General features: G+C 55.5%; 16 protein-coding genes. 9 read left to right on the top strand and 7 right to left on the bottom strand.

Annotated elements, in window-relative coordinates:
• Positions 1-91: 91 nt before the first annotated feature.
• From ACT3RT_RS02930 to ACT3RT_RS02920, 3 genes are read left to right on the top strand one after another with little or no spacing between them, the layout of a single operon-like run.
• Positions 92-1,474: a TolC family outer membrane protein gene (locus ACT3RT_RS02930; RefSeq protein ID WP_185689674.1), complete on the top strand. Its 1,383-nt coding sequence runs from the start codon at positions 92-94 to the stop codon at positions 1,472-1,474.
• A 48-nt stretch (positions 1,475-1,522) separates the two neighbouring features.
• On the top strand, positions 1,523-3,739 hold the full coding sequence (locus tag ACT3RT_RS02925; RefSeq protein WP_496202470.1) for a type I secretion system permease/ATPase: 2,217 nt from the start codon (positions 1,523-1,525) through the stop codon (positions 3,737-3,739).
• Between the two features lie 17 nt (positions 3,740-3,756).
• Complete coding sequence (locus ACT3RT_RS02920) at positions 3,757-4,926, top strand: beta-barrel domain-containing protein (protein WP_353502743.1); 1,170 nt, start codon at positions 3,757-3,759, stop codon at positions 4,924-4,926.
• Positions 4,927-4,968: 42 nt separating this feature from the next.
• Here the strand turns inward: ACT3RT_RS02920 and ACT3RT_RS02915 are convergent, their stop codons facing one another.
• Positions 4,969-6,954 (bottom strand): DUF4034 domain-containing protein, encoded by a 1,986-nt coding sequence (locus tag ACT3RT_RS02915; protein WP_496202469.1) that lies wholly within the window; start codon positions 6,952-6,954, stop codon positions 4,969-4,971.
• A gap of 860 nt (positions 6,955-7,814) precedes the next feature.
• Between ACT3RT_RS02915 and ompC the strand changes: the two genes are divergently transcribed.
• On the top strand, positions 7,815-8,936 hold the full coding sequence (gene ompC, locus ACT3RT_RS02910) for a porin OmpC (RefSeq protein WP_353502741.1): 1,122 nt from the start codon (positions 7,815-7,817) through the stop codon (positions 8,934-8,936).
• 102 nt (positions 8,937-9,038) lie between these two features.
• On the opposite strand, the gene ACT3RT_RS02905 is transcribed toward ompC, so the two are convergent.
• Positions 9,039-9,626 carry a TetR/AcrR family transcriptional regulator gene (locus ACT3RT_RS02905; RefSeq protein WP_496202468.1) on the bottom strand — a complete coding sequence of 196 codons (588 nt, stop codon included), beginning with the start codon at positions 9,624-9,626 and terminating at the stop codon, positions 9,039-9,041.
• A gap of 126 nt (positions 9,627-9,752) precedes the next feature.
• Between ACT3RT_RS02905 and ACT3RT_RS02900 the strand changes: the two genes are divergently transcribed.
• Positions 9,753-10,220 carry a nuclear transport factor 2 family protein gene (locus ACT3RT_RS02900; protein ID WP_034791680.1) on the top strand — a complete coding sequence of 156 codons (468 nt, stop codon included), beginning with the start codon at positions 9,753-9,755 and terminating at the stop codon, positions 10,218-10,220.
• An 8-nt stretch (positions 10,221-10,228) separates the two neighbouring features.
• Here the strand turns inward: ACT3RT_RS02900 and ACT3RT_RS02895 are convergent, their stop codons facing one another.
• From ACT3RT_RS02895 to ACT3RT_RS02885, 3 genes are all read right to left on the bottom strand, one after another.
• Positions 10,229-10,615, bottom strand: coding sequence for a helix-turn-helix domain-containing protein (locus ACT3RT_RS02895; protein ID WP_034791678.1), 387 nt, complete (start codon positions 10,613-10,615; stop codon positions 10,229-10,231).
• A 517-nt stretch (positions 10,616-11,132) separates the two neighbouring features.
• Positions 11,133-12,908, bottom strand: a complete 1,776-nt coding sequence (locus ACT3RT_RS02890; protein WP_353502738.1) for a penicillin-binding transpeptidase domain-containing protein — start codon at positions 12,906-12,908, stop codon at positions 11,133-11,135.
• A gap of 264 nt (positions 12,909-13,172) precedes the next feature.
• On the bottom strand, positions 13,173-13,415 hold the full coding sequence (locus ACT3RT_RS02885; protein ID WP_034791675.1) for a DinI family protein: 243 nt from the start codon (positions 13,413-13,415) through the stop codon (positions 13,173-13,175).
• Between the two features lie 190 nt (positions 13,416-13,605).
• Between ACT3RT_RS02885 and ACT3RT_RS02880 the strand changes: the two genes are divergently transcribed.
• From ACT3RT_RS02880 to ACT3RT_RS02865, 4 genes are read left to right on the top strand one after another with little or no spacing between them, the layout of a single operon-like run.
• A complete protein-coding gene (locus ACT3RT_RS02880) occupies positions 13,606-13,974 on the top strand; it encodes a copper resistance protein (RefSeq protein WP_353502737.1) in 369 nt (122 codons plus the stop codon).
• 53 nt (positions 13,975-14,027) lie between these two features.
• On the top strand, positions 14,028-16,067 hold the full coding sequence (locus ACT3RT_RS02875; protein WP_496202467.1) for a protein-disulfide reductase DsbD family protein: 2,040 nt from the start codon (positions 14,028-14,030) through the stop codon (positions 16,065-16,067).
• On the top strand, positions 16,067-16,669 hold the full coding sequence (locus tag ACT3RT_RS02870) for a DsbA family protein (protein ID WP_353502735.1): 603 nt from the start codon (positions 16,067-16,069) through the stop codon (positions 16,667-16,669). Before ACT3RT_RS02875 ends, ACT3RT_RS02870 begins: the two co-directional genes overlap by 1 nt.
• Positions 16,656-17,156: a protein disulfide oxidoreductase gene (locus tag ACT3RT_RS02865; RefSeq protein WP_496202466.1), complete on the top strand. Its 501-nt coding sequence runs from the start codon at positions 16,656-16,658 to the stop codon at positions 17,154-17,156. The genes ACT3RT_RS02870 and ACT3RT_RS02865 overlap by 14 nt, the downstream gene beginning before the upstream one ends.
• Positions 17,157-17,297: 141 nt before the next feature.
• Here the strand turns inward: ACT3RT_RS02865 and yejM are convergent, their stop codons facing one another.
• Complete coding sequence (yejM, locus tag ACT3RT_RS02860; protein WP_485901357.1) at positions 17,298-19,082, bottom strand: LPS biosynthesis-modulating metalloenzyme YejM; 1,785 nt, start codon at positions 19,080-19,082, stop codon at positions 17,298-17,300.
• A gap of 24 nt (positions 19,083-19,106) precedes the next feature.
• Positions 19,107-19,334, bottom strand: a complete 228-nt coding sequence (locus tag ACT3RT_RS02855; protein ID WP_034791669.1) for a YejL family protein — start codon at positions 19,332-19,334, stop codon at positions 19,107-19,109.
• Positions 19,335-19,424: the final 90 nt, after the last annotated feature.

The raw sequence follows: 19,424 nt of genomic DNA, 5'->3' as shown, positions 1-19,424 counted from the left end.
TTTTGCAATGAGCGTTAGGCAGTAAACGAATGGGTAAGGCCAGAAAAGGCTGAAAAATAATAATAATCCGGCGAGAAAAGTGGTGTCGCTCATGAAAAAGAAACAATCATCGCGGCAATTTGCCGTGGTACTGGGGACGATATGGATAGTTGTTGCTGGTGCAAACAGTGGGAAAGTATTCGCGGCTGAGAAACAGCCAGAGTTTGATTGGCAAGCAGCACCTACCGAGGAGATGAGATCTAGCCTGACTTTACGAGATGCCATACTGCGCGCCTTTGCTCGCAACCCACAGATAGCCGAGGCGGCTGCGCAAATTCGCGTGGGCGCGGGCAACCTTGATGTGGCGAAAAGTGCCTGGTATCCACAAATTTCTTTGCAGGGGACCGCAGGTAAGTCGCGCCAAACCGACTCCTCCGGCACGCTGGATAACAACGCGTCTGGCGGCATTCAGCTCAGCCAGCTGCTGTATGACTTTGGGCGCACCGGCGGCAGCATCGACGAGCAAGAACGCCTCTCCGACTCCTACCGTTACGCCCTTTACGGCACCATGACCGACGTGGCGCTGAGTACGCTGCAAGCCTATCTGCAAGTGAAGCGCTATCAGGCGCTGAGCGTGGCGGCTCGCGATAACATTGAATCACTGCAACGCGTGGCGGACACTGCAAAACTGCGCGCCGACGCGGGGTTAAGCTCGCAATCTGACGTGTTACAGGCCGAAACCCGCATCGCCGGGATGCGCGCCACCGTCGAACAATACCGTGCCCAGCAGCGTTCGGCACAGGCCCAGCTCACCGTGCTGACCGGCGTGGTCTCCGACAATCTGCCGGATTTACCGCAAAGCCTGCTCAACCAAAAAGTCACACTGAACAAAATCCCCTATGAAAACAGCGCGCTGGTTCGCGCCGCTCAGGCCAAGCAGCAGGCGGCGATTGAGCGGGTGAATCAGGCGGAATCGCAACATTGGCCAACCATCAAAGTACAGGCGGGACGTACCCGTTACCAGAATGCCGCAGGCAGCGGCGGCTCTTACTGGGACGACCAGCTCCAGCTTGCGGTGGATGCGCCGGTCTATCAGGGCGGCGCGGTCAGCGCCAAAACCCGTGCCGCAGAGGGTGAGCGTCAGGCGGCGCAGGCCGACGTGGAGAAAGCCAAGCTGGACATCAACCAGAAAGCCTCCACGGCCTATGCCGACATGATTGGCGGCCAACAGCGGCAAGTGGCGGGCGAGGACCAATACGCCAGCGCCACCCACACCCGCAGCGTCTATCAGGACGAGTACAAACTGAGCAAACGCAGCCTGAACGACTTACTTAGCGTCGAGCAAGACGTTTTTCAGGCTGACACCATGCGCATCGGCGCGCTGTACGACGGCTGGGATGCCACAGTGCGCTATGCCGCAGCCGTAGACAATCTGGTGGATATGTTGGGCATCGACCGACAAAAAGAGACCGGTGACACCATTCCCTCTCTCTGACCACCCCTTATAAAACGATTGTCCGCACAGAATGCGTAAAGAGGCGATATGAGTACCGAAACGAACAGTGAAGAAACCCGCTCTAACGCCACGGCCAAGGCTCCACCGCCGTCGATTGATGTCTGGATCAGCGCCATGGTGCGCGTGGCTGAAATTTTTGGTAAACCTTCTGACCCGCTCTATCTGCGCCAGCAAATGCGCTGGTTTGAAAATCAGTCGCTGGGCCGCCAGCTTGACCGCCTCAGTGGGTTGATTGGGCTACAGGTTGGCATGGTCAGCTGGACTAAGGTCCGTTGGCGGCCGGAAGTGCTGCCAGCCATTATCCAGCTCGAGCAGGGCGGCATCGCGGTCATTGAGCGGCTGCACGATGACGGTCAGGCCGACTACTGGTTGACCGACGGCGGCGACCTGCTGCGCTCCACCGAGCTTTCCACCTTACTTCAACAAGGCTCTGGCCCGGTGTTTTTAGTCGGCGTGGCGGCGCGCGGTCGCGACCAGCGCATTGACGAGTTCGTTCAACCCTATAAGAAGCACTGGTTCTGGGATAACTTTCGCGGCGCGGGGCGTAAAATCGCAGAGATTTCGCTGGCGTCGGTGATTGGCAACGTGCTGGCGCTGGCCGGTATTCTGTTCTCAATGCAGATTTACGACCGGGTGATCCCGGCCCAGTCACTGCCCACCCTGTGGGTGCTGTTCTTCGGCGTGGTGCTGGCCGCCGCGCTGGAATACGTTATTCGCCTGATGCGCACGCTGGTGTCAGATTTGATGGGCAAACGCATCGACCTCAAGGTTTCGTCGCTGTTCTTTGTGCGCGCCATGAACATCAAAAACGATGATCGGCCGAAGTCCACCGGCTCCTTTATCTCCCAGCTGCGTGAAATCGATCAGGTGCGCGAACTGCTGACCTCCACCACCGTCAGCGCCGCCGCCGATATGCCTTTCGTGCTGCTGTTCCTCGGCATCATGTTCTTTATCGGCGGGCCGCTGGTGATCATTCCGCTGCTGGCTATTCCGCTGATTGTCATTCCCGGCATTCTGATCCAGTGGCCGATGGCGAAGCTGGCGAAAGAGGGGATGCGCGAAGGGGCGCTGCGCAACGCGGTGCTGGTGGAAACCATTGAAGGCATTGAAGATATTAAAGCCTTACAGGCCGAAGCCTACTTCCAGCGCCAGTGGGAGCAGACTCACGAAGTCAGCGCCTCGGTCGGCATGAAGCAGCGTCTGTGGGGCGCGCGGCTGACCGGCTGGGCCTCGACGGTCCAGCAATTGACCTACGCTGGCATGCTGGTGGCGGGGGTCTATCTGGTGCTCAGCGGCGACATCACTACCGGTACGCTGGTGGCGAGCAGCATGCTTTCTTCCCGCACCATCGCGCCACTGATGCAGCTGACCATGGTGTTCTCACGCTGGCAGCACGCCAAAAGCGCCATGAAAGGGCTGGACGATCTGCTGAAAAAGCCTATCGACCGCCCGGAAGACGCCGAGCTGTCGCACTGCCCGACCCTGAGCGGGCACTATCAACTGCGCAATCTGCAATATACCTATGACAAAGAGAACTCGCCGAACGTGCTGGGGATTGGCCAACTGGAGATTAAACCGGGCGAGCGCGTAGCGATTTTGGGCAAGGTGGGTGCTGGGAAATCGACCCTGCTGAAGCTGCTTTCCGGCCAGGCCGAGGCGTCGCAGGGTAAGGTGATCATCGACGGCGTGGACATGAAACGCATCGAACCCGCCGACGTGCGCCGCCAGCTTTGCTATCTGTCGCAGGATTCGCGGCTGTTCTTCGGCACGCTGCGCCAAAACCTGATGCTGGGTTATCCGCACGCCACCGATCAGGAGATGCTGCAAGCCCTGAGGATCAGCGGCGCACTCTCCATGGTGCAGGCCGATGCCTCGAGTCTGGATAAGATTATTAATGAGGGCGGGCGCGGCTTGTCCGGCGGCCAGCGCCAGATGGTGCTGCTGAGTCGGCTGATCCTGCGTGACCCGCAGGTGGTGCTTTTAGATGAGCCAACCGCCTCGATGGACGAACAGCTGGAAGACTATGTTATTCGCCAGATGAACACTTGGCTGACGGGCCGCACGCTGGTGGTGGTCACCCATCGTCCGGCGCTGCTCAAGCTGGTGGATCGCATCGTGGTGATGGACAACGGCCGGGTTATCGCCGACGGCCCGCGCGATCAAATTCTGGGTAACGCGGTCGCTAACACCGCCGCCACGCCGGCCGTCGCGGCTGCTTCCGGTAACCAACAGGGCGCAGCCTGAGCGCATAAGGACTGAATATGGCACATTTAACATTGCACGATGAGCTGGACGCTCAACAGAAAAAGGTGTCGGGAATTGTCTGGGTTTCCCTGATTGGGCTGGTGCTGTTTTTTGTCTGGGCCTACTTCGCTACCCTCGACGAGGTGACGGTCGGCACGGGCAAGGTCACGCCATCGAGCAAGGCGCAGCAGATTGATTCCCTCGACGGTGGGGTGATTTTGAAGCTGCTGGTGCAGGAAGGCTCCATCGTTAATCGCGGTCAGTTGCTGGCTCAGCTCGACCCAACCCGTTCGCAGTCCAACTACGGCGAGGCGGCTTCCCGAGTGCGCACGCTGCGCGCCTCTTCAGAGCGTTTAAGCGCCGAGTTGACCGGCGCGCCGCTGAAATTCAGCCCGGAAACTATGAAATCGCCGGAACTGGTAGCCCGCGAGCGCCAGCTCTATTTATCGCGAAAACAGAACCGTGACGAAACCGTCAGCAACCTGCAACAGTCGCTAAAGCTAGTCAATCAGGAGATCAGCATGACCCAGCCGCTGGTGGCGAAAGGCGCGGCGGGGCAGGTGGAAGTGATTCGCCTCCAGCGCCAGTCCAGCGAGCTGCGCGGCAAAATCGATGATGCTATCAACCAGTACGCGGTTCGCGCCCGTGAGGAGCAGGTGAAGAACAACGCCGACCTCGACGCCGAGCTGCAAGTGATGGCCGGTAAAGAGGATCAGGTGACGCGCTCCGAGCTGTTTTCGCCGGTTCACGGCATCGTCAAAGATATTCAGGTCAGCACCGTCGGCGGCGTCCTGCAACCGGGCGGCAAGCTGATGGAAATCGTGCCGATTGAAGATCAGCTGCTGATTGAAACCCGCATCAACCCGCGCGATATCGCCTATATCCGCCCGGGCCTTGAAGCCACGGTGAAAATCAGCGCCTATGACTCTTCGATCTATGGCGATTTGAAAGGGCAGGTGGAGAGCGTGTCGCCAGACACCTTGCAGGATGAGGTCAAGCGCGACCAGTTCTATTACCGCGTGTATGTCCGTACCGACAAAGCCGTGTTAACCAATAAAGCCGGTCGCCAGTTCCCAATAGTGCCGGGAATGGTGGCCAGCGTAGAGATCAAAACCGGCCAGAAAACCGTGCTGGATTATCTGATTAAGCCGCTGAATAAGGTGAAAGAGTCGCTGCGGGAAAGATGAGTTAAGCTCCTCGCCCTGAGAAGGGGGAGGAGCAAGAAAGATTTACTCAATCTCCGGCTGAACCCGGTACTTAGCTACCACGTCGGCTTCGTCGGATTTACGCTTGTCCTGCCACAGATTCATGCGGCCGCGCAGCGAGCCGCTCAGCTCTTCCAGAACCTGACGCGCGGCGTCGGAGCTTGGATCTAACTCCAACACAAACTCCATAAACTGGCCGGCGATGTGGCGGTTTTTCTTCACGCCGCTGCCCGTCAGCCACGCCATGCCGAGAGTATAAGCCGCTTCGCTGCGCTCAGGGTGGGACGGATTCATTAAGATCTCCGGCAACCACTGCTCGGCTGCCAGACGCTTATCCTGCTCCGGGCCGAGATCCAACGCGCAGCTGGCACGCCAGTAGGCGGACGAGGCGTGCCCGGCGTCCATCGCGCGCTGATACCACTGCATGGCCTGCTGGTAATCCACCTCGCCGCCAATGCCTTCGCGCAGGGCGTTGGCACAGGCAAACATGGCCGGAACCAGCCCCGAACGGGCGGCGCTGAGCACGCATTCCAGCGCATTGCTGTCGCTGTGGAAAGCTTCAGGAACCTCCTGATGCCAGCCGTTACGGTAGAAGAAATAGAGCTCGTAGGTGTGCAAGGCATTACCGCGCCGGGCCATTTCGGTCATCAGGAAGTGGGCGGCGTCGAAGTCATCGTTAATCGCCATATCGTGAGCGATGGTGATCAAATCTTTGGTCGCGCTGTCACTGCCTGACTGCTGGATCAGGCGAATGGCGTGGTCAAGCAAGTCATCACTCAGCTCGGGCTGCTGCGGCAAACCATACAGACCAAATTGCACTGCCGTGGCGGCATAGGCCACCAGCACCGGATTTTCAGGCCGGTTAATAGCACGAATCAGCAGGGTGGTCAGCGTCGGCAGCCCCTGCTGTTGCTCATTCGCCAGCACTGCTCTGGAAATAAACATCGCGGCGAAATGGCCCGGCATGGCCTGCGGGGAGACGGCAAGCAGCTGGTCGTAAATCTCCAGCCCGGCCTGATCGTCATCCTGCCAATAGGCGGCGCAGGTGCCGTACAAATCTAATAAGCGAATGCGGGTGGCGTCGGGCAGTGGCTGAGCCAGCAGGTGGTGCAACTGGGCTTGCAGGTACTGCGCGCGCTCGGAGTCTTTATCGGCAATCTCACCGGAGAGGGCGTCAATCAGGGCGTTGGCGCGGAAATGGTTGCGCTCGTCTTCATCAAACTCGGCGCACAGCGGGCCGTCGATTATCGCCATTTGCTGGCTATCGTCACCGCCCCAAGCGGCGGAGTGGAATATCAGGTAGGACTCCATGGTGCCGACATCGCTGTGGCGCACCGACATTGCCATGCGCAGCCAATAATCCAGCGCCTCTTCCTCTGCCTTGCGCGTCTGCTGCAGCGCGGCGGGCAGGCTTTGCGGCCAGTGAGTGGCGGGTTCGACGCCAATGGCGTGCAGATAGCCCACGCCGGTTTGCCATACCTGACTGCCGGCAATGTTGAATTTCTCATGCAGCGGCAGTGGGGCTTTGCCCGCGAACAGGTCGCGCAGCCAGTAAGGTTCGCCAAAGCCGCCGGTCAGGTTCATCAGGTGGCGGAAAGCGTGGGTTGGGCGAGGGTGCAACTCGATGGCGCGCAGGAAAGCCAATACGGCATAGTCACAGCACAGCTGGGCGCCGAGCCACTGGCTATCTTCTATATGCTCGCCGTTGGCATTGCGGATAATCCAAGCCTGTTCGTGCCAAAACATCCCCAGCAGCACGTGGGCGTGGTAGCTCTGCGGGCACTGCTGCGCCCAGTCACTGAGGATATCCAGCGGATCGACAGTATGATTTTCGGCCCCGGCGATCAGCGTACCCGGATGCAACACCAGACCGTAATCGCTGTGGGTATCAGTTTGGTTCTGCCAACCGCGCATCAGCGACAACAGCCACTCGTCGAGTTTAACAAAACGGCGGGTTGCCAGAAGCATTCTGGCTTTGGAGAGGTTGTCGTGCTGATTCTCTTGTGGCATGAGATTCCTTCAATCCGGGACGTATAGGGGTGGCGATGTCATCAATTTAACGCGCGACGTGCCTTAGATAGGCGACAGTGTATCGGTTGCAAATCATCACATCAGCGAGATTGCTCTTATAGTACCGGATCCGCCCGCCGCGTGACTAATACTGTACAAATAATGAGATCTTTGTGGAGAGCAAACCCGCAAGATTAATTAACTGACTGTTTTATGGCCATTATTACTGGTTATTTTTCTAGCGGATATTAATAAAATGCTGTCGGAAATGTGAAGGCAGTAAGTAAATAGCGATAAGAAATACGGAAGGAGTATGTAGGAAATAAGGAGTTAATATGTCAAAAGTAAATTATTTGCGAATTGTCATTATTATACTACCGCGAGGAAATAACATTTTCATGGGAATGTCACATTGGGAAACTACCGCATTTTTGGCAAAAAAAACCGGTCATAAGACCGGTTGTTGTTTCCAGATAATCTGGTAATGAGGGTAATAATTAACAATAATGATGATAGCGAGATAAAGTATATAGATTCCCACTTTTTTTGCTTTATCACTTAGTGCTCTGTTATGTATTTTAGTTTGTTGTTTTGTAAGGTTTTTTCAGTATTTTAGCGATTAGTGCTTTATTTTAACATGTGTAAAGCTAGCGAAAAGTTCCCTTCCATTAATATTTTCTTACATCTAATAATTGTTCAGAAACATTATCATTAATTTGGTATCATTTTCTTTCTGGATTAATTCTCTTTATATCCAGAGAATGGATTTGCCATGTCGAGCATATAATTCGAAACGTTTTACCTTCACCTTGCATTTATCAATCAGTGGCAGGCTCGACACCCTACGAGGATAGCTCAAAATGAAACGTCGTATTCTTTCTCTTATGATCCCGGCTTTATTAGTCGCAGGATCAGCAAGTGCGGCAGAAGTTTATAATAAAGATGGCAATAAACTCGACCTTTACGGTTTGGTCGATGGTTTACATTATTTCTCGAGCGATAAAGGTTCTGATGGCGATCAGAGCTACATCCGTCTTGGTTTCAAAGGCGAAACTCAGATCACTGACCAACTGACCGGTTACGGCCAGTGGGAGTATCAGGTGCAAGCCAATCAGGCGGAAAGTGAAGATAACCGCTCCTTTACCCGTTACGGTTTTGCAGGTCTGAAATTCGGCGATTACGGTTCATTCGACTACGGTCGTAACAACGGCGTGCTATACGACGTCGCGGCATGGACCGACTTACAGCCAGAGTTCGATGGTTCCACCTATGGCGCGGACCAGTTCCTGTTCCAGCGTACCAACGGCGTAGCCACTTACCGTAACAACAACTTCTTCGGTTTAGTCGATGGCCTGAACTTTGCTCTGCAATATCAAGGTAAAAACGACAGCGGCGGCGGCGAGCCGGGTACGCGTGACGTCCTGACGCAGAACGGCGACGGCTACGGTGCGTCTCTGAGCTACGACATTGGCGCTGGCGTCAGCGTGGCCGGTGCCTTCTTCAACTCAGACCGTACCGACGAGCAAAACTCTGCGCCGGGCATTATGGGTCAAGGTAAGAAAGCCGAAGGTTACAGCGGCGGCCTGAAATATGACGCCAACAATGTCTATCTGGCAGCGATGTTTACTCAGTCCTATAACGCGTCACGCTTCGGTTCGACGGATTCAGAAGCTTACGGTTATGCCAACAAAGCTCAGTCTGTAGAAGCCTACGCCAGCTACCAGTTCGACTTCGGTCTGCGTCCGTTCGTGGCTTATAACCAGACTCGCGGCTCTGATTTGGGTACTGACCGCGTGGGTAACAACTACGACGATCAGGACTTGGTCAAATTCGTAGACCTGGGTGCGACGTATTACTTCAACAAAAATATGTCCACTTACGTCGACTACAAAATCAACCTGCTTGATGACAACCAGTTCACCCAAAATGCCGGTATCAATACTGATAACGTCACGGCGGTTGGCTTGGTGTACCAGTTCTAACCTGTTCGCGTGGACCATTGCCACAAGAGACAGGCATTCTCAGACACAGAATGATGCAGTAACAGAAGACGCGGCCCGTGCCGCGTTTTTTGTGCTCGCCGCCTAGGCTGCTCGCGGAGCAAGCCAGAGCTCCAGCGCCGAGCAGAGCAGGGCCGTCTCCTGCTTATTCTCTCCGCCAATCTGCGCGTTGACAATCGCGCCATCCACCAGCAGAGCAATGGCCTGTGCCATAAAATTGGGTGCTGATTCAGGCAGGTAACGCGCAATCTCCTCAGCCATTTGCTGCTTATGCTGCGCCGCGTGGGTAGTCACTTCGGGCAGGGCTTCGGCGAATTCCAGCGCGCTATTGATAAAGGCGCAGCCGCGAAAATCCTCATCACAGAACCACTCTTCCAGCGTTTTTGGCAGTGCAACGGCGAGTTGGGCATTCGGCTGTGCCATGTTTTTCTGCAAGCTGTTGGCAAACCAGCTCATCCAGCGCTGATGGCGATACTCCAGAAAAGCTAAAATCAAGGCATTCTTACTGGGAAAATGGCGGTAAAAGGTCACTTTTGTCACGCCAGCTTGTTTGATGATCAGATCAATGCCCGTGGCGCGAATGCCGTCGCGGTAAAACAGCTGATGAGCCGTCAGCAGGATGCGGTCGCGGGCAGCCAGCGTACTGAGGTCAGTAGAAGGAGAGAGAGGCATTGGGTTTTCCAGTCAGCGATTGATTTCATTTTTCGGCGATGGCCAGTGTAGACAACTCTGTCTACTTGAGCTAGTTTAATCGTGTAGACAGAGTTGTCTACATAAAATTCATCTCATGAGGTACTTATGCCAATTAAACCGCCATTGCCGCCCTTTACCCGTGAAAGCGCGATTGAAAAAGTTCGTTTAGCCGAAGACGCCTGGAACAGCCGCGACCCGCAGCGCGTGCGTCAGGTTTACTCCGAAGACACTCGCTGGCGCAATCGCAGTGAGTTCGCCGAAGGGCAGGACGCCGTGGTGGCCTTTCTGGAGCGCAAGTGGGCCAAAGAGCTGGAATATCGCCTGATTAAAGAGCTGTGGGCCTTCGACGGCGCGCGCATCGCGGTGCGTTTTGCTTATGAATGGCGTGATGATTCCGGCAACTGGTATCGCAGCTTCGGCAATGAAAATTGGGAATTTAATGAGGAAGGTCAGATGTTTGCCCGTTACGCCTGCATCAATGATTTGCCCATCAAAGAGAGTGAACGCAAGTTCGACTGGCCGTTAGGGCGTCGCCCGGATGATTATCCTTCACTGAGCGACTTTGGATTCTAACACCGAATTTAGGCCGTTTTTTGATGAATGATATGCAGCGGCGGGGCGACTTCTAGCTTGATATCGGGATTTTGGCGGAACTCATAAGGCGTGATGTTAAAACGCTTACGGAACATGTAAGTGAAATGCGACTGTGAGCCAAAGCCAAAATCCATCGCGATATCGAAAATCGGCGTGTCACTGCTGCTTAACTGATAGACCGCGCTCGCCAAACGGCGCTCACGGATGTACTTACCAAGCGAAATGCCGGTAGATTCTTTAAACAGTTTTTGCATGTGCCACAGCGAATAGCCCGAGTATTCAGCCAATTCTTCAAGGTGGATAACGCGCCCAAGATGGCCTTCGATCCATTTGCTGAGTGCGCAGACGATTGTGAGATGAATGTCCTGAGCCATAACCCGTCTTTCTTAATGTTCGATAAGCTATTATACACAACTTCGCCGTGATGGCGCAGGAGCCTTAAGTAGCAGAGAGGTGTTGTTGAGAAAGAAAACCCTTATAAATTCAGGGGTAAGGCAAAAAAATGACCCGATGACGGAGAAGACTCGCTCCGACCCAACGGGCCATTGATTAGTGCAGTAAGATCCAGTGGATAACCCGCGCGATAATATCGTCGAGTACGACGATGCCAACCAAAATCGCAATAATCAGTAGGATAAATCGCTTACCTGTTGGCAAAATCACCCCTCTCTGGAAAGTGGCTGGTACCTATTACCAAGGGCCGGTGCCGTGCATATTTAATGCAATGACGGCGACACACACTGCGACAAAGACCACTAAAACCATAAAAAGCCGTTTCATCGTTTTACTTCTCAGAGTTTTCACTCTTCCTCTTAGCTTACCCTTGCTGGGCGAGACAAGCGGGAAGTTACCCATATTAGTCGCAGAAATCCAGTCTGCGCGGGTAAAAAATCACTCTGAGCTGGCGCTACGGCGCACTAAGTTGGTTTTTTGGCCGCCGTTGATAATGGTTTCCGGCGGCGTCTCAGGCACCAGTGCGTCAGGAGCAATGTTCATATGATTCAACACCTGCCCCATGATTTGGCCGAAAATCGGCCCGGCCACTGAACCACCAAAGTGTTTACCCGCCTGTGGGTTGTTGACCATCACCACCAGAGCCACTCGCGGATTACTGGCCGGAGCCACGCCCGCCGTGTAGTTGACGTAGCCGCCATCGTACTTGCCGCTGGTCCCCAGCTTTTCCGCCGTACCGGTTTTGATTGCCAGACGATAGCCCGGCACCGCCGCGCTCAGGCCAGAGCCGCCGGGCAGGGCGTCGCTTTCCATCATATGGATCACGGTTTGCACCACGTCCGCCGCCATCACGCGCTTACCCATCACCGGGGGTGTCACCTTGGTGATCGACAGTGGGCGATAAATGCCCAATGCGCCAATAGTGGCGTATTCGCGGGCGATTTGCAGCGGCGTCACGCGCAGGCCGTAGCCGAAAGCGAAGGTCGCGCGCTCGATGTCAGCCCAGCGATCGCGATGCAGCGGGAAGTAGCCGCTGCTCTCGCCGCCGATGCCCAAGTCGGTCGGTTTACCCAAGCCAAAGGAGTGGTAGAGGTCAACCAGCACCTGTGCGGGCATCGCCAGCGCCATGTGCGATACCGCGATGTCACTGGATTTCTGCAACACGCCGGTGATGGTCAGCGCAGGCCAGTGGCCGACGTCTTTGATTAAGTGGCCATTGACGGTGTACGGGTGGGTGTCCAGCACCGAGTCCGGGCGGATCATTTTGCGCGCCAGCGACACCATCACAACCAGAGGTTTTACCGTAGAACCCGGCTCGAAGCTGTCGCTTATCGCCACGTTACGCATGTCTTTTGGCTGAACGCCGGCGTAGTTATTTGGGTTATAAGAAGGGTAGGAGGCCATCCCGAGAATTTCCCCGGTATTCACATCCACCAGCACGGCGGCACCCGAGTCCGCCTGGTTGAGCATCACGCCGGCGCGCAAGCGTGAATACATCACGTACTGCATAAAGCTGTCGATACTTAGATTGACCGTTGGCGGCTGCTGCGGCGGGACTTCCTTCAACACGCCAATCACGTTGCCGTGGCCGTCTTGGCGGTATTCGCGCATGCCCGGCTTGCCTTCGAGCAGGGTATTAAAGCCTTTCTCAATGCCGGTCAGACCTTCGTTATCCGTGCCGACAATCCCCACCAGATTGGCGGCGGCGTCGCTCATCGGGTAGTAGCGGCTGTCATCGTGCTGGCTGGTAATGCCGCCCAGATGCAGCTGAGCAATATCATTGGCAATGCCTTGCTCGATTTTACGCCCAAGGTAGACAAAGCGCCGGTTAGGATCGCTGGTAATAATTTGCTGTAACTGGGGCAGCGGCATGTTCAGCGCCTGCGCCAGATACTGCCATTTCGGGCTATTAAGATCGCTATGCAGCTGAAGGACGCGGAAGGGATCAGCAATAATATCTTTGGAAGCCACGCTCAGTGCTAGCGGATGCCCGCTGCGGTCAGCAATGGTGCCGCGATCTGCTGGGATCACCGTGGAGCGCAAAGAGCGCTGGTCGGCCTGACGCTCAAGCATCGGGCGGTTCAGCAGCTGTAAATAGCCTACGCGGGCCAGTAAAAATGCCATACAACCCAAAATGCCAACACAAATAAGGGCAAAACGCTTCGAGTAAAAGTGGGGTTGTGCAGCCGGCTTAGTCGGTTTTTTTGGAGGCATGTTTACTTCGCAAAGTCATGGGCGTGATAGTGCCAAAAATGACAAGCCTGCCGTCGCGAAGGGGGTTATGGACCCAGAAGTGGTTAAAAACCCAGCGGAAATAACAGGACTCATCATTCTGATTGATATGATTTTTAGTATCATAGACATATTATAATAAGCCGTTGCTGGGTTATGTTTAATTCAATTGCCCTTTGTAAGTAAATACGACTTGCTGAGCAGCTTTTACCCGTTATTTGCCTTAATGGCGAACCTTTCTCTGTCTCATTCAACGGATAGCCATTCATCCGCTTCTTCAAACATCTCTTCGAGCATTTGGTTCAACTGCGAACGGTCCTGCTTGCTGGCGCCCGAGGTGTTCAAGCCGTTGGCCTGCATCGGTTTGACCTTCACCGCCGCATCCGGGAACAGGCGATGAACGCGTTTGGTTAATTCGGCATGGATTTTATCGTTGGCATCAGGAATGCCGGAAACATTGCGTTTGTCATACACCAGCTCTACTAACATTTAGTCTCAATCCTTAATAGGTAATTAACTGGCTAAATATACAGTATCGCTTGGCCGATTCCAATGTTTTAGGCGACGGATTGGGTGTCATTTCAGCACCTTGAACGTAAAGTCCTGTAATGGCGGATACATAATCCTTGTGAATGTTTGGTCGGGGGCTAGAATACTGGCGTACTTTCATGAGGGATTAATGGATAAAAAACGGCGTTCAGCACTGCTCTTTTTCTGCCTGGCTTGTCTGGTCATACTTACCTGTATGACGCAGCGCATCGCCGGGCTGAACGCGTTGTCTGCCTCTCTGCGTCAGGACGCGGTGTCCCAAACGGTCTCATCCCAGCCGACGTCCGATCTGACTGAAACTCCCACTCCTTGCGAGTTGAGCAGCAAATCACTGCTTTCCGTTCCTCCTGTCATTCTTGATTTCGCGCTGTTGGTCTTTAGCTTGCTGCTGGCGTTTCTCTCGCCGGGCAACGTGGCCCTTCTTCGTACTCGCCTGCCTGAAGTCGTTCCGGTGCCGATACTACGGGTGCATCTGCGGCTCTGCGTCTTCCGGGAATAAAAACACGTCCGCCTTTTGATTCGGATGTTGTCTTTTATTTTTGGAGAAAATTTATGCGTTATGCCTTCAGGGCGGCGATTGCCAGCCTGTTGCTGCTGTGGCTACCTGCCATTCATGCGGCGGATTCCGGCTGGTTAGCAAGCCCGCAAAACAGCCATGCCAAAGTGCGTTTTCAGGCTGAGCCTGCCGACGGCGCGGCGGATGAAACCCATCTTTTACTGTCTGTCAGCCTCGAAAAAGGCTGGAAAACCTACTGGCGATCGCCGGGTGAGGGCGGCGTAGCGCCGGTTATCGCCTGGCAAGACTCATCAACCAAGGCCGACTGGTCTTGGCCGACTCCCGCGCGTTTCGACGTCGCCGGAATAACCACGCAGGGCTATCACGACAATGTGACGTTGCCGATTGTTATCAAAGGCAAAGTGCCTGAGAAACTGGCGGGAACCCTGACCCTGCCGACCTGTAGCAATGTCTGTATCCTCACCGATTACGACTTCAATCTGGACCTGCGCGCAGGCGGCGACCAAGGCGATTTCGTCAGCCGTTTTGCCAGCGCCATGGGGCAAATCCCGATTGCGCAGGGGCTGGCCGATAAGGTGTCTGCGGGTTATCGGCAGGGCACTTTGGTGATTTCAGCCGAGCGCGCTCAAGGCTGGCAGCAGCCGGAGCTGTTTATCGATTCCCTCGAAGGCAGCTCATTCGGCAAGCCGACGGTCAGGGTGGACGGCATGCTTGCGCAGATCACCGTGCCGGTCACCGACGAGTGGGGAGATAAAGCCGGAGACTTGACGGGCAAGCCGGTCAGCGCGGTGCTGGCGGATCGCGGTATCGCCCAGCAGCTCGACCTCAAGATGGAGCCTCTGGCACCCGCTACGCAGAGCAGCATTGCCCTGTGGCAAGTGGCGCTGATGGCGCTGGCCGGTGGTTTTATTCTTAACCTGATGCCGTGCGTGCTGCCGGTACTGGGTATGAAACTCGGCTCGATTTTGCAGGTGGAGCAGCGCGACCGTAAAAGCGTTCGGGTGCAGTTCCTGGCCTCTTCGGCGGGCATTATCAGCTCTTTCCTCGCGCTGGCGCTGCTGATGACCGTGCTGCGCTACAGCAACCAGACCCTAGGCTGGGGAATTCAGTTCCAGAACCCGTGGTTTATCGGCTTTATGGTGATTGTGACCGCGCTGTTCACCGCCAACCTGCTGGGTCTGTTCGAAATCAACCTGCCTTCTGCCATGACCACCCGTCTGGCGACGCAAAAACGTGGCGGTTTGAAGGGCAATTTCGCCGAGGGCGCTTTCGCGACGCTGCTAGCCACGCCGTGCTCTGCGCCTTTCTTGGGCACCGCCGTGGCCTTCGCGCTGGCCGCGCCTCTGCCCGTGCTGTGGGGATTATTCCTGATGCTGGGCATCGGCATGAGCCTGCCGTGGCTGATGATCGCAACCTGGCCGGGACTGGCGCTGCGCCTGCCGCGTCCGGGGCGCTGGATGCTGCGCCTGCGGGTGGCGCTCGGCCTGCTGATGCTCGCCGCGTCGCTGTGGCTGCTCAGCCTGATGCTTAACCACTTCAATCTGCAAAGCGTGCTGATTGTCGCGGCGGTGTTCCTGCTGGCGCTGGTGGTGGGTTCGCTGCGCCGCTATGGGGCGCGTAATACCGCCATTGCCCTATGTGTCAGCCTGCTGGTGGCAGGGCTGGTGATGCTAGCGGCGGCGCTCTCCTATACCAACGGCGCCAAGCCATTACAGGATGCCGTGAAGTGGCAGCCGCTAACCGAGCAGGCGATTGCTCAGGCGGTGGCGGACAACAAAGTGGTGTTCGTGGATGTCACGGCAGACTGGTGTGTCACCTGCAAAGCCAACAAATTTAACGTCTTACTGCGCGAAGACGTGCAGAAAGCGCTGACCGCCGACAACCTGGTGGCCCTGCGCGGTGACTGGAGCCGTCCTTCCAAACCGATTAATGACTTCCTGCAAAAGCGCGGCAGCGTTGCCGTTCCCTTCAACCAAATTTATGGTCCGGGCCTGCCAACGGGTGAGATTTTATCGCCACTGCTGACTCGCGACGCCGTTTTAAAAGGGCTGCAAGACGCCCGTGGAGATAAATAATGAAAACCTTAATGCTGATTTTAATGATGGCCCTTTCACCGATGGCTTTAGCGCAGACTGCGCCACAAAACCCGACGCCGGAGGATATGCTATTCCGCGACCCGGCCACGCCGCGCTTTGGTGCTAAAGACGCCAAGCTGGTGCTGGTCTCCTTCACCGACTACAACTGCCCTTACTGCAAGCAGTTTGATCCTCTGCTGGAGAGAGTGGTGAAGGAGCATCCGGACGTCGCGGTGGTGCTCAAACTGCTGCCATTCCGTGGCGCCAGTTCCATCAGCTCTGCTCGCGCTGCCATGACCGTGTGGGAGCAGCAGCCGGACAAATTTATGGCGCTGCACCAGCGCCTGATGTCGAAAAAAGGCCCGCATGACGAGGAGAGCATCGACGCGGCAATCGCTAAAGTTGGCCTGCCGCCAGTAAAAGTCACACCGGAAAGCTACACTACCTTGAAAACTAACGTGGAAATCGCCGAAGTGCTGGGTATTCAAGGCACGCCAGCGACCATTATTGGCGACCAGATCATCCCCGGCGCTATCTCTTATCAGGACTTAGAAGAGCTGGTGAATGCCCAGTTGAAGAAGGTGAAAGATGGGAAAAGTTAAGCGTTGGGCTAAAGAGATCTTGGTTGGCGCGGTACTGCTGATGGCGGTGCTGTTCGGCATGGACTTCATGCGCGCGCCGCAGGCTCCGGTCGATTTCGGCAATCAGACCTTGCAGACCCTCGATGGCCAAACCCTGACGCTCAATGAGAAAAGCCAGCAGCAGCCGCTGCTGGTTTACTTCTGGGCCAGCTGGTGCAGCGTCTGTAAGTTCACCATGCCGGACGTTGGCAAGCTGGCGGCCAACGGCGGCAATGTGTTGAGCGTGGCGCTGCGTTCTGGAGATAAGGAAAAAATCGAGCGCTATTTGCAGGGTAAGAATATCAGCATGCCGGTGGTGAATGACCCGCGCGGCGATATTTCCGCCTCGTGGGACATTGGCGTCACGCCGACGTTTGTGATTATCGATAAGGGCAGGGTAGTGAGTACTACGACGGGCTGGACGTCATATTGGGGGATGAAGGCGCGGCTTTGGTGGGCCGCGTTTTAAAAAGGCTATCTTATTTGCCATTTTGAACCCGGGCAGTACTCGAAAGCCTCACGTACTTGAGTACGCTGCGGTTTCTCCGCGCTGGCCGTGTCCAAACTGACTGCAACGAAAACGCCTTTTTAGTGTGGAGTCGTCTGAAAACTAATCCGCAATAAAGCGCTTCTCATTGGTCAGAACCTGTAACAGCAGGCCGAGTTCAGGTTTCTGATCTTTGATGCGTTTGCCTTGTTCGTCATAAGCCGTGAAATCACCGTTGCGCTCCAGCAGTAGCGTCTGGGTTGGCGTGGTGATCACCAGCGTGCCGTTATCACTGGTGGAGATCCAGTCATGGCGGCGTTTGGCGGCAAATAGATCTTCACCTTGCGAATAATCCGCTGGCGACGTGGTGACGTGCAGCAGGCGCTGCATCAGGGTGGTCATCACATCTTCATGATCAGTCAGCTTATTAATGGACTGGGCAGGCGTGCCCGGCCAGTGAACCACTAATGGCACACGCATCTGGTCGCGGTTCATGGTATTGCCCGAACCCCAGGTGCCATTTTCATTAAATTCAATGCCGTGCGACGCGGTGATCATGACCACGGTTTTATCCAGCTCGCCGCGCTTTTGCAGTTCTTGCAGAATCTCGCCAATGCGCTGATCCACCTCTTTCGCGCCTTGCTGATAACGCTGCATAAAGACATTGCCAGTCGGCACGGCGGCATTGCTGCCTTGACGCAGCGCCGTCGAGACGCCGTTCAGATTCACGTAAGAGAACCAAGGGCGGCTTCCGCGCGCGGCCAGCCATTGCTGCCACTGCTGGGTAGTCAGGGTATCGCCCTGCGCCGCCGGGGTCGGCAAGGTGAAGTCGGTCAGCAAAGCCTGACGGTAGAGTGGGCTGTTGAAGCCGTCGGAGGAGAACAGGCCAAACTCGTAGCCCTGTTTCGCCAGCGAGGACATCAGCGCAGAAGGCTTACGCGCGGCAATAATGCCTTCCATATAGGTTGGCGAAATCCCGTAGAACAGGCCAAACAGGCCGCTATCCACGCGATTACCCGAGCTATAATGCTGGTTGAAACTGACGTTCTGCCGCGCGAAATCGGTCAGCGCGGGCATGTCTTTGACCGTGGTCGAGGCGTGAATACCATCCACCACAATCATCAATAAATTATATTTAGGGCCGGTGTCGCGGAAGCTAATGTCATTGAGTGGGTACTCTACCGACAGCGCCTCTGGGTTACCTTGTTCAATCAGACGCTGCTGATAAGCCTGTGCGTCCAGCAAGCCGTGCTTCTCGAGGAACTTACGCGCGGTCATTGGGTAGGAGAGCGGCAGGTTTGAACGCTGCATGGTGATTGGGCGATAGAAGTTGGCATCGGCCCAGATATACATCAGGTGCGAGGCAAAGAAGCTGACGATAAACAGCGCCACAATCGGCTTAGCGAAATTGCGACGGTTCAGGCTGCGCAGCTTCTGCCATGCCCACGTGCCAAACAGCATTTCGATCAGGAACAGCACCGGCACGGCAATAAACATTAGCTGCCAGTCGCGGGCCAGCTCGCCTTGACCGGGGTTGACCACCAGTTCCCACACCACAGGATTGATGTGCAGGTGGAAGCGGGTAAAGACTTCGGTGTCGACCAGTAACAGCGTCAGACCTGCGGTGGCTAAAATGGCGGATAAGAAACGCATCAGCCGCTGCGACATCACCACAAAGGTCAGTGGGAAGATGATCAGCAGGTAGGCGGAGAAGCCAATAAAACTGAAATGCCCAAGCCAACTTACCAACGCGTAAATGCGTCCTTCGAGAGAAGAGGGCCAGTCGGAGACAAAGAGGTAGCGGCTGCCGAGTCCAAGACCGAGCAGAATGTTAAATAGGGCGAACCAGTGCCCCCAGCTGATCATCTGGGATACTTTTTCGCGATAGCGCTGACGATTTGTCACCATAAGAGGTTTTGGGCAAATAGTTGATTAATGGGCTTTATCTTCTCTTATTGACGCCTGAAGCGCGCCAGCAAAAGAGCCTGCGATAGCTTTGCGCTGGGTTGGCGCAACACTGGTATTAATTAAGTTGGTCACCATGTTGCCCAACACCATCAACGAGAGGTCGGTGGGCGCGCGGTGTTTTTCCAGTACGGTGGCCAGCTCCGAAAGGATCTGTTCAACGTGTTCGTCACTGTAACGAGATGATTGTGGCATGGATTAATGTGCTCAAAGCCTGACAAAGTGCAATATCTTAACGTATCGTGGCATCAGTTTCCGCATTTTTATAATGTGTTGAACGTTGGG

The sequence above is a fragment of the Ewingella sp. AOP9-I1-14 genome (assembly GCF_052375995.1).
GTDB lineage: Bacteria > Pseudomonadota > Gammaproteobacteria > Enterobacterales > Enterobacteriaceae > Ewingella > Ewingella allii.
Note: the sequence above shows the minus strand (reverse complement) of the source record. Positions and strands in the feature narration are given on the sequence as shown.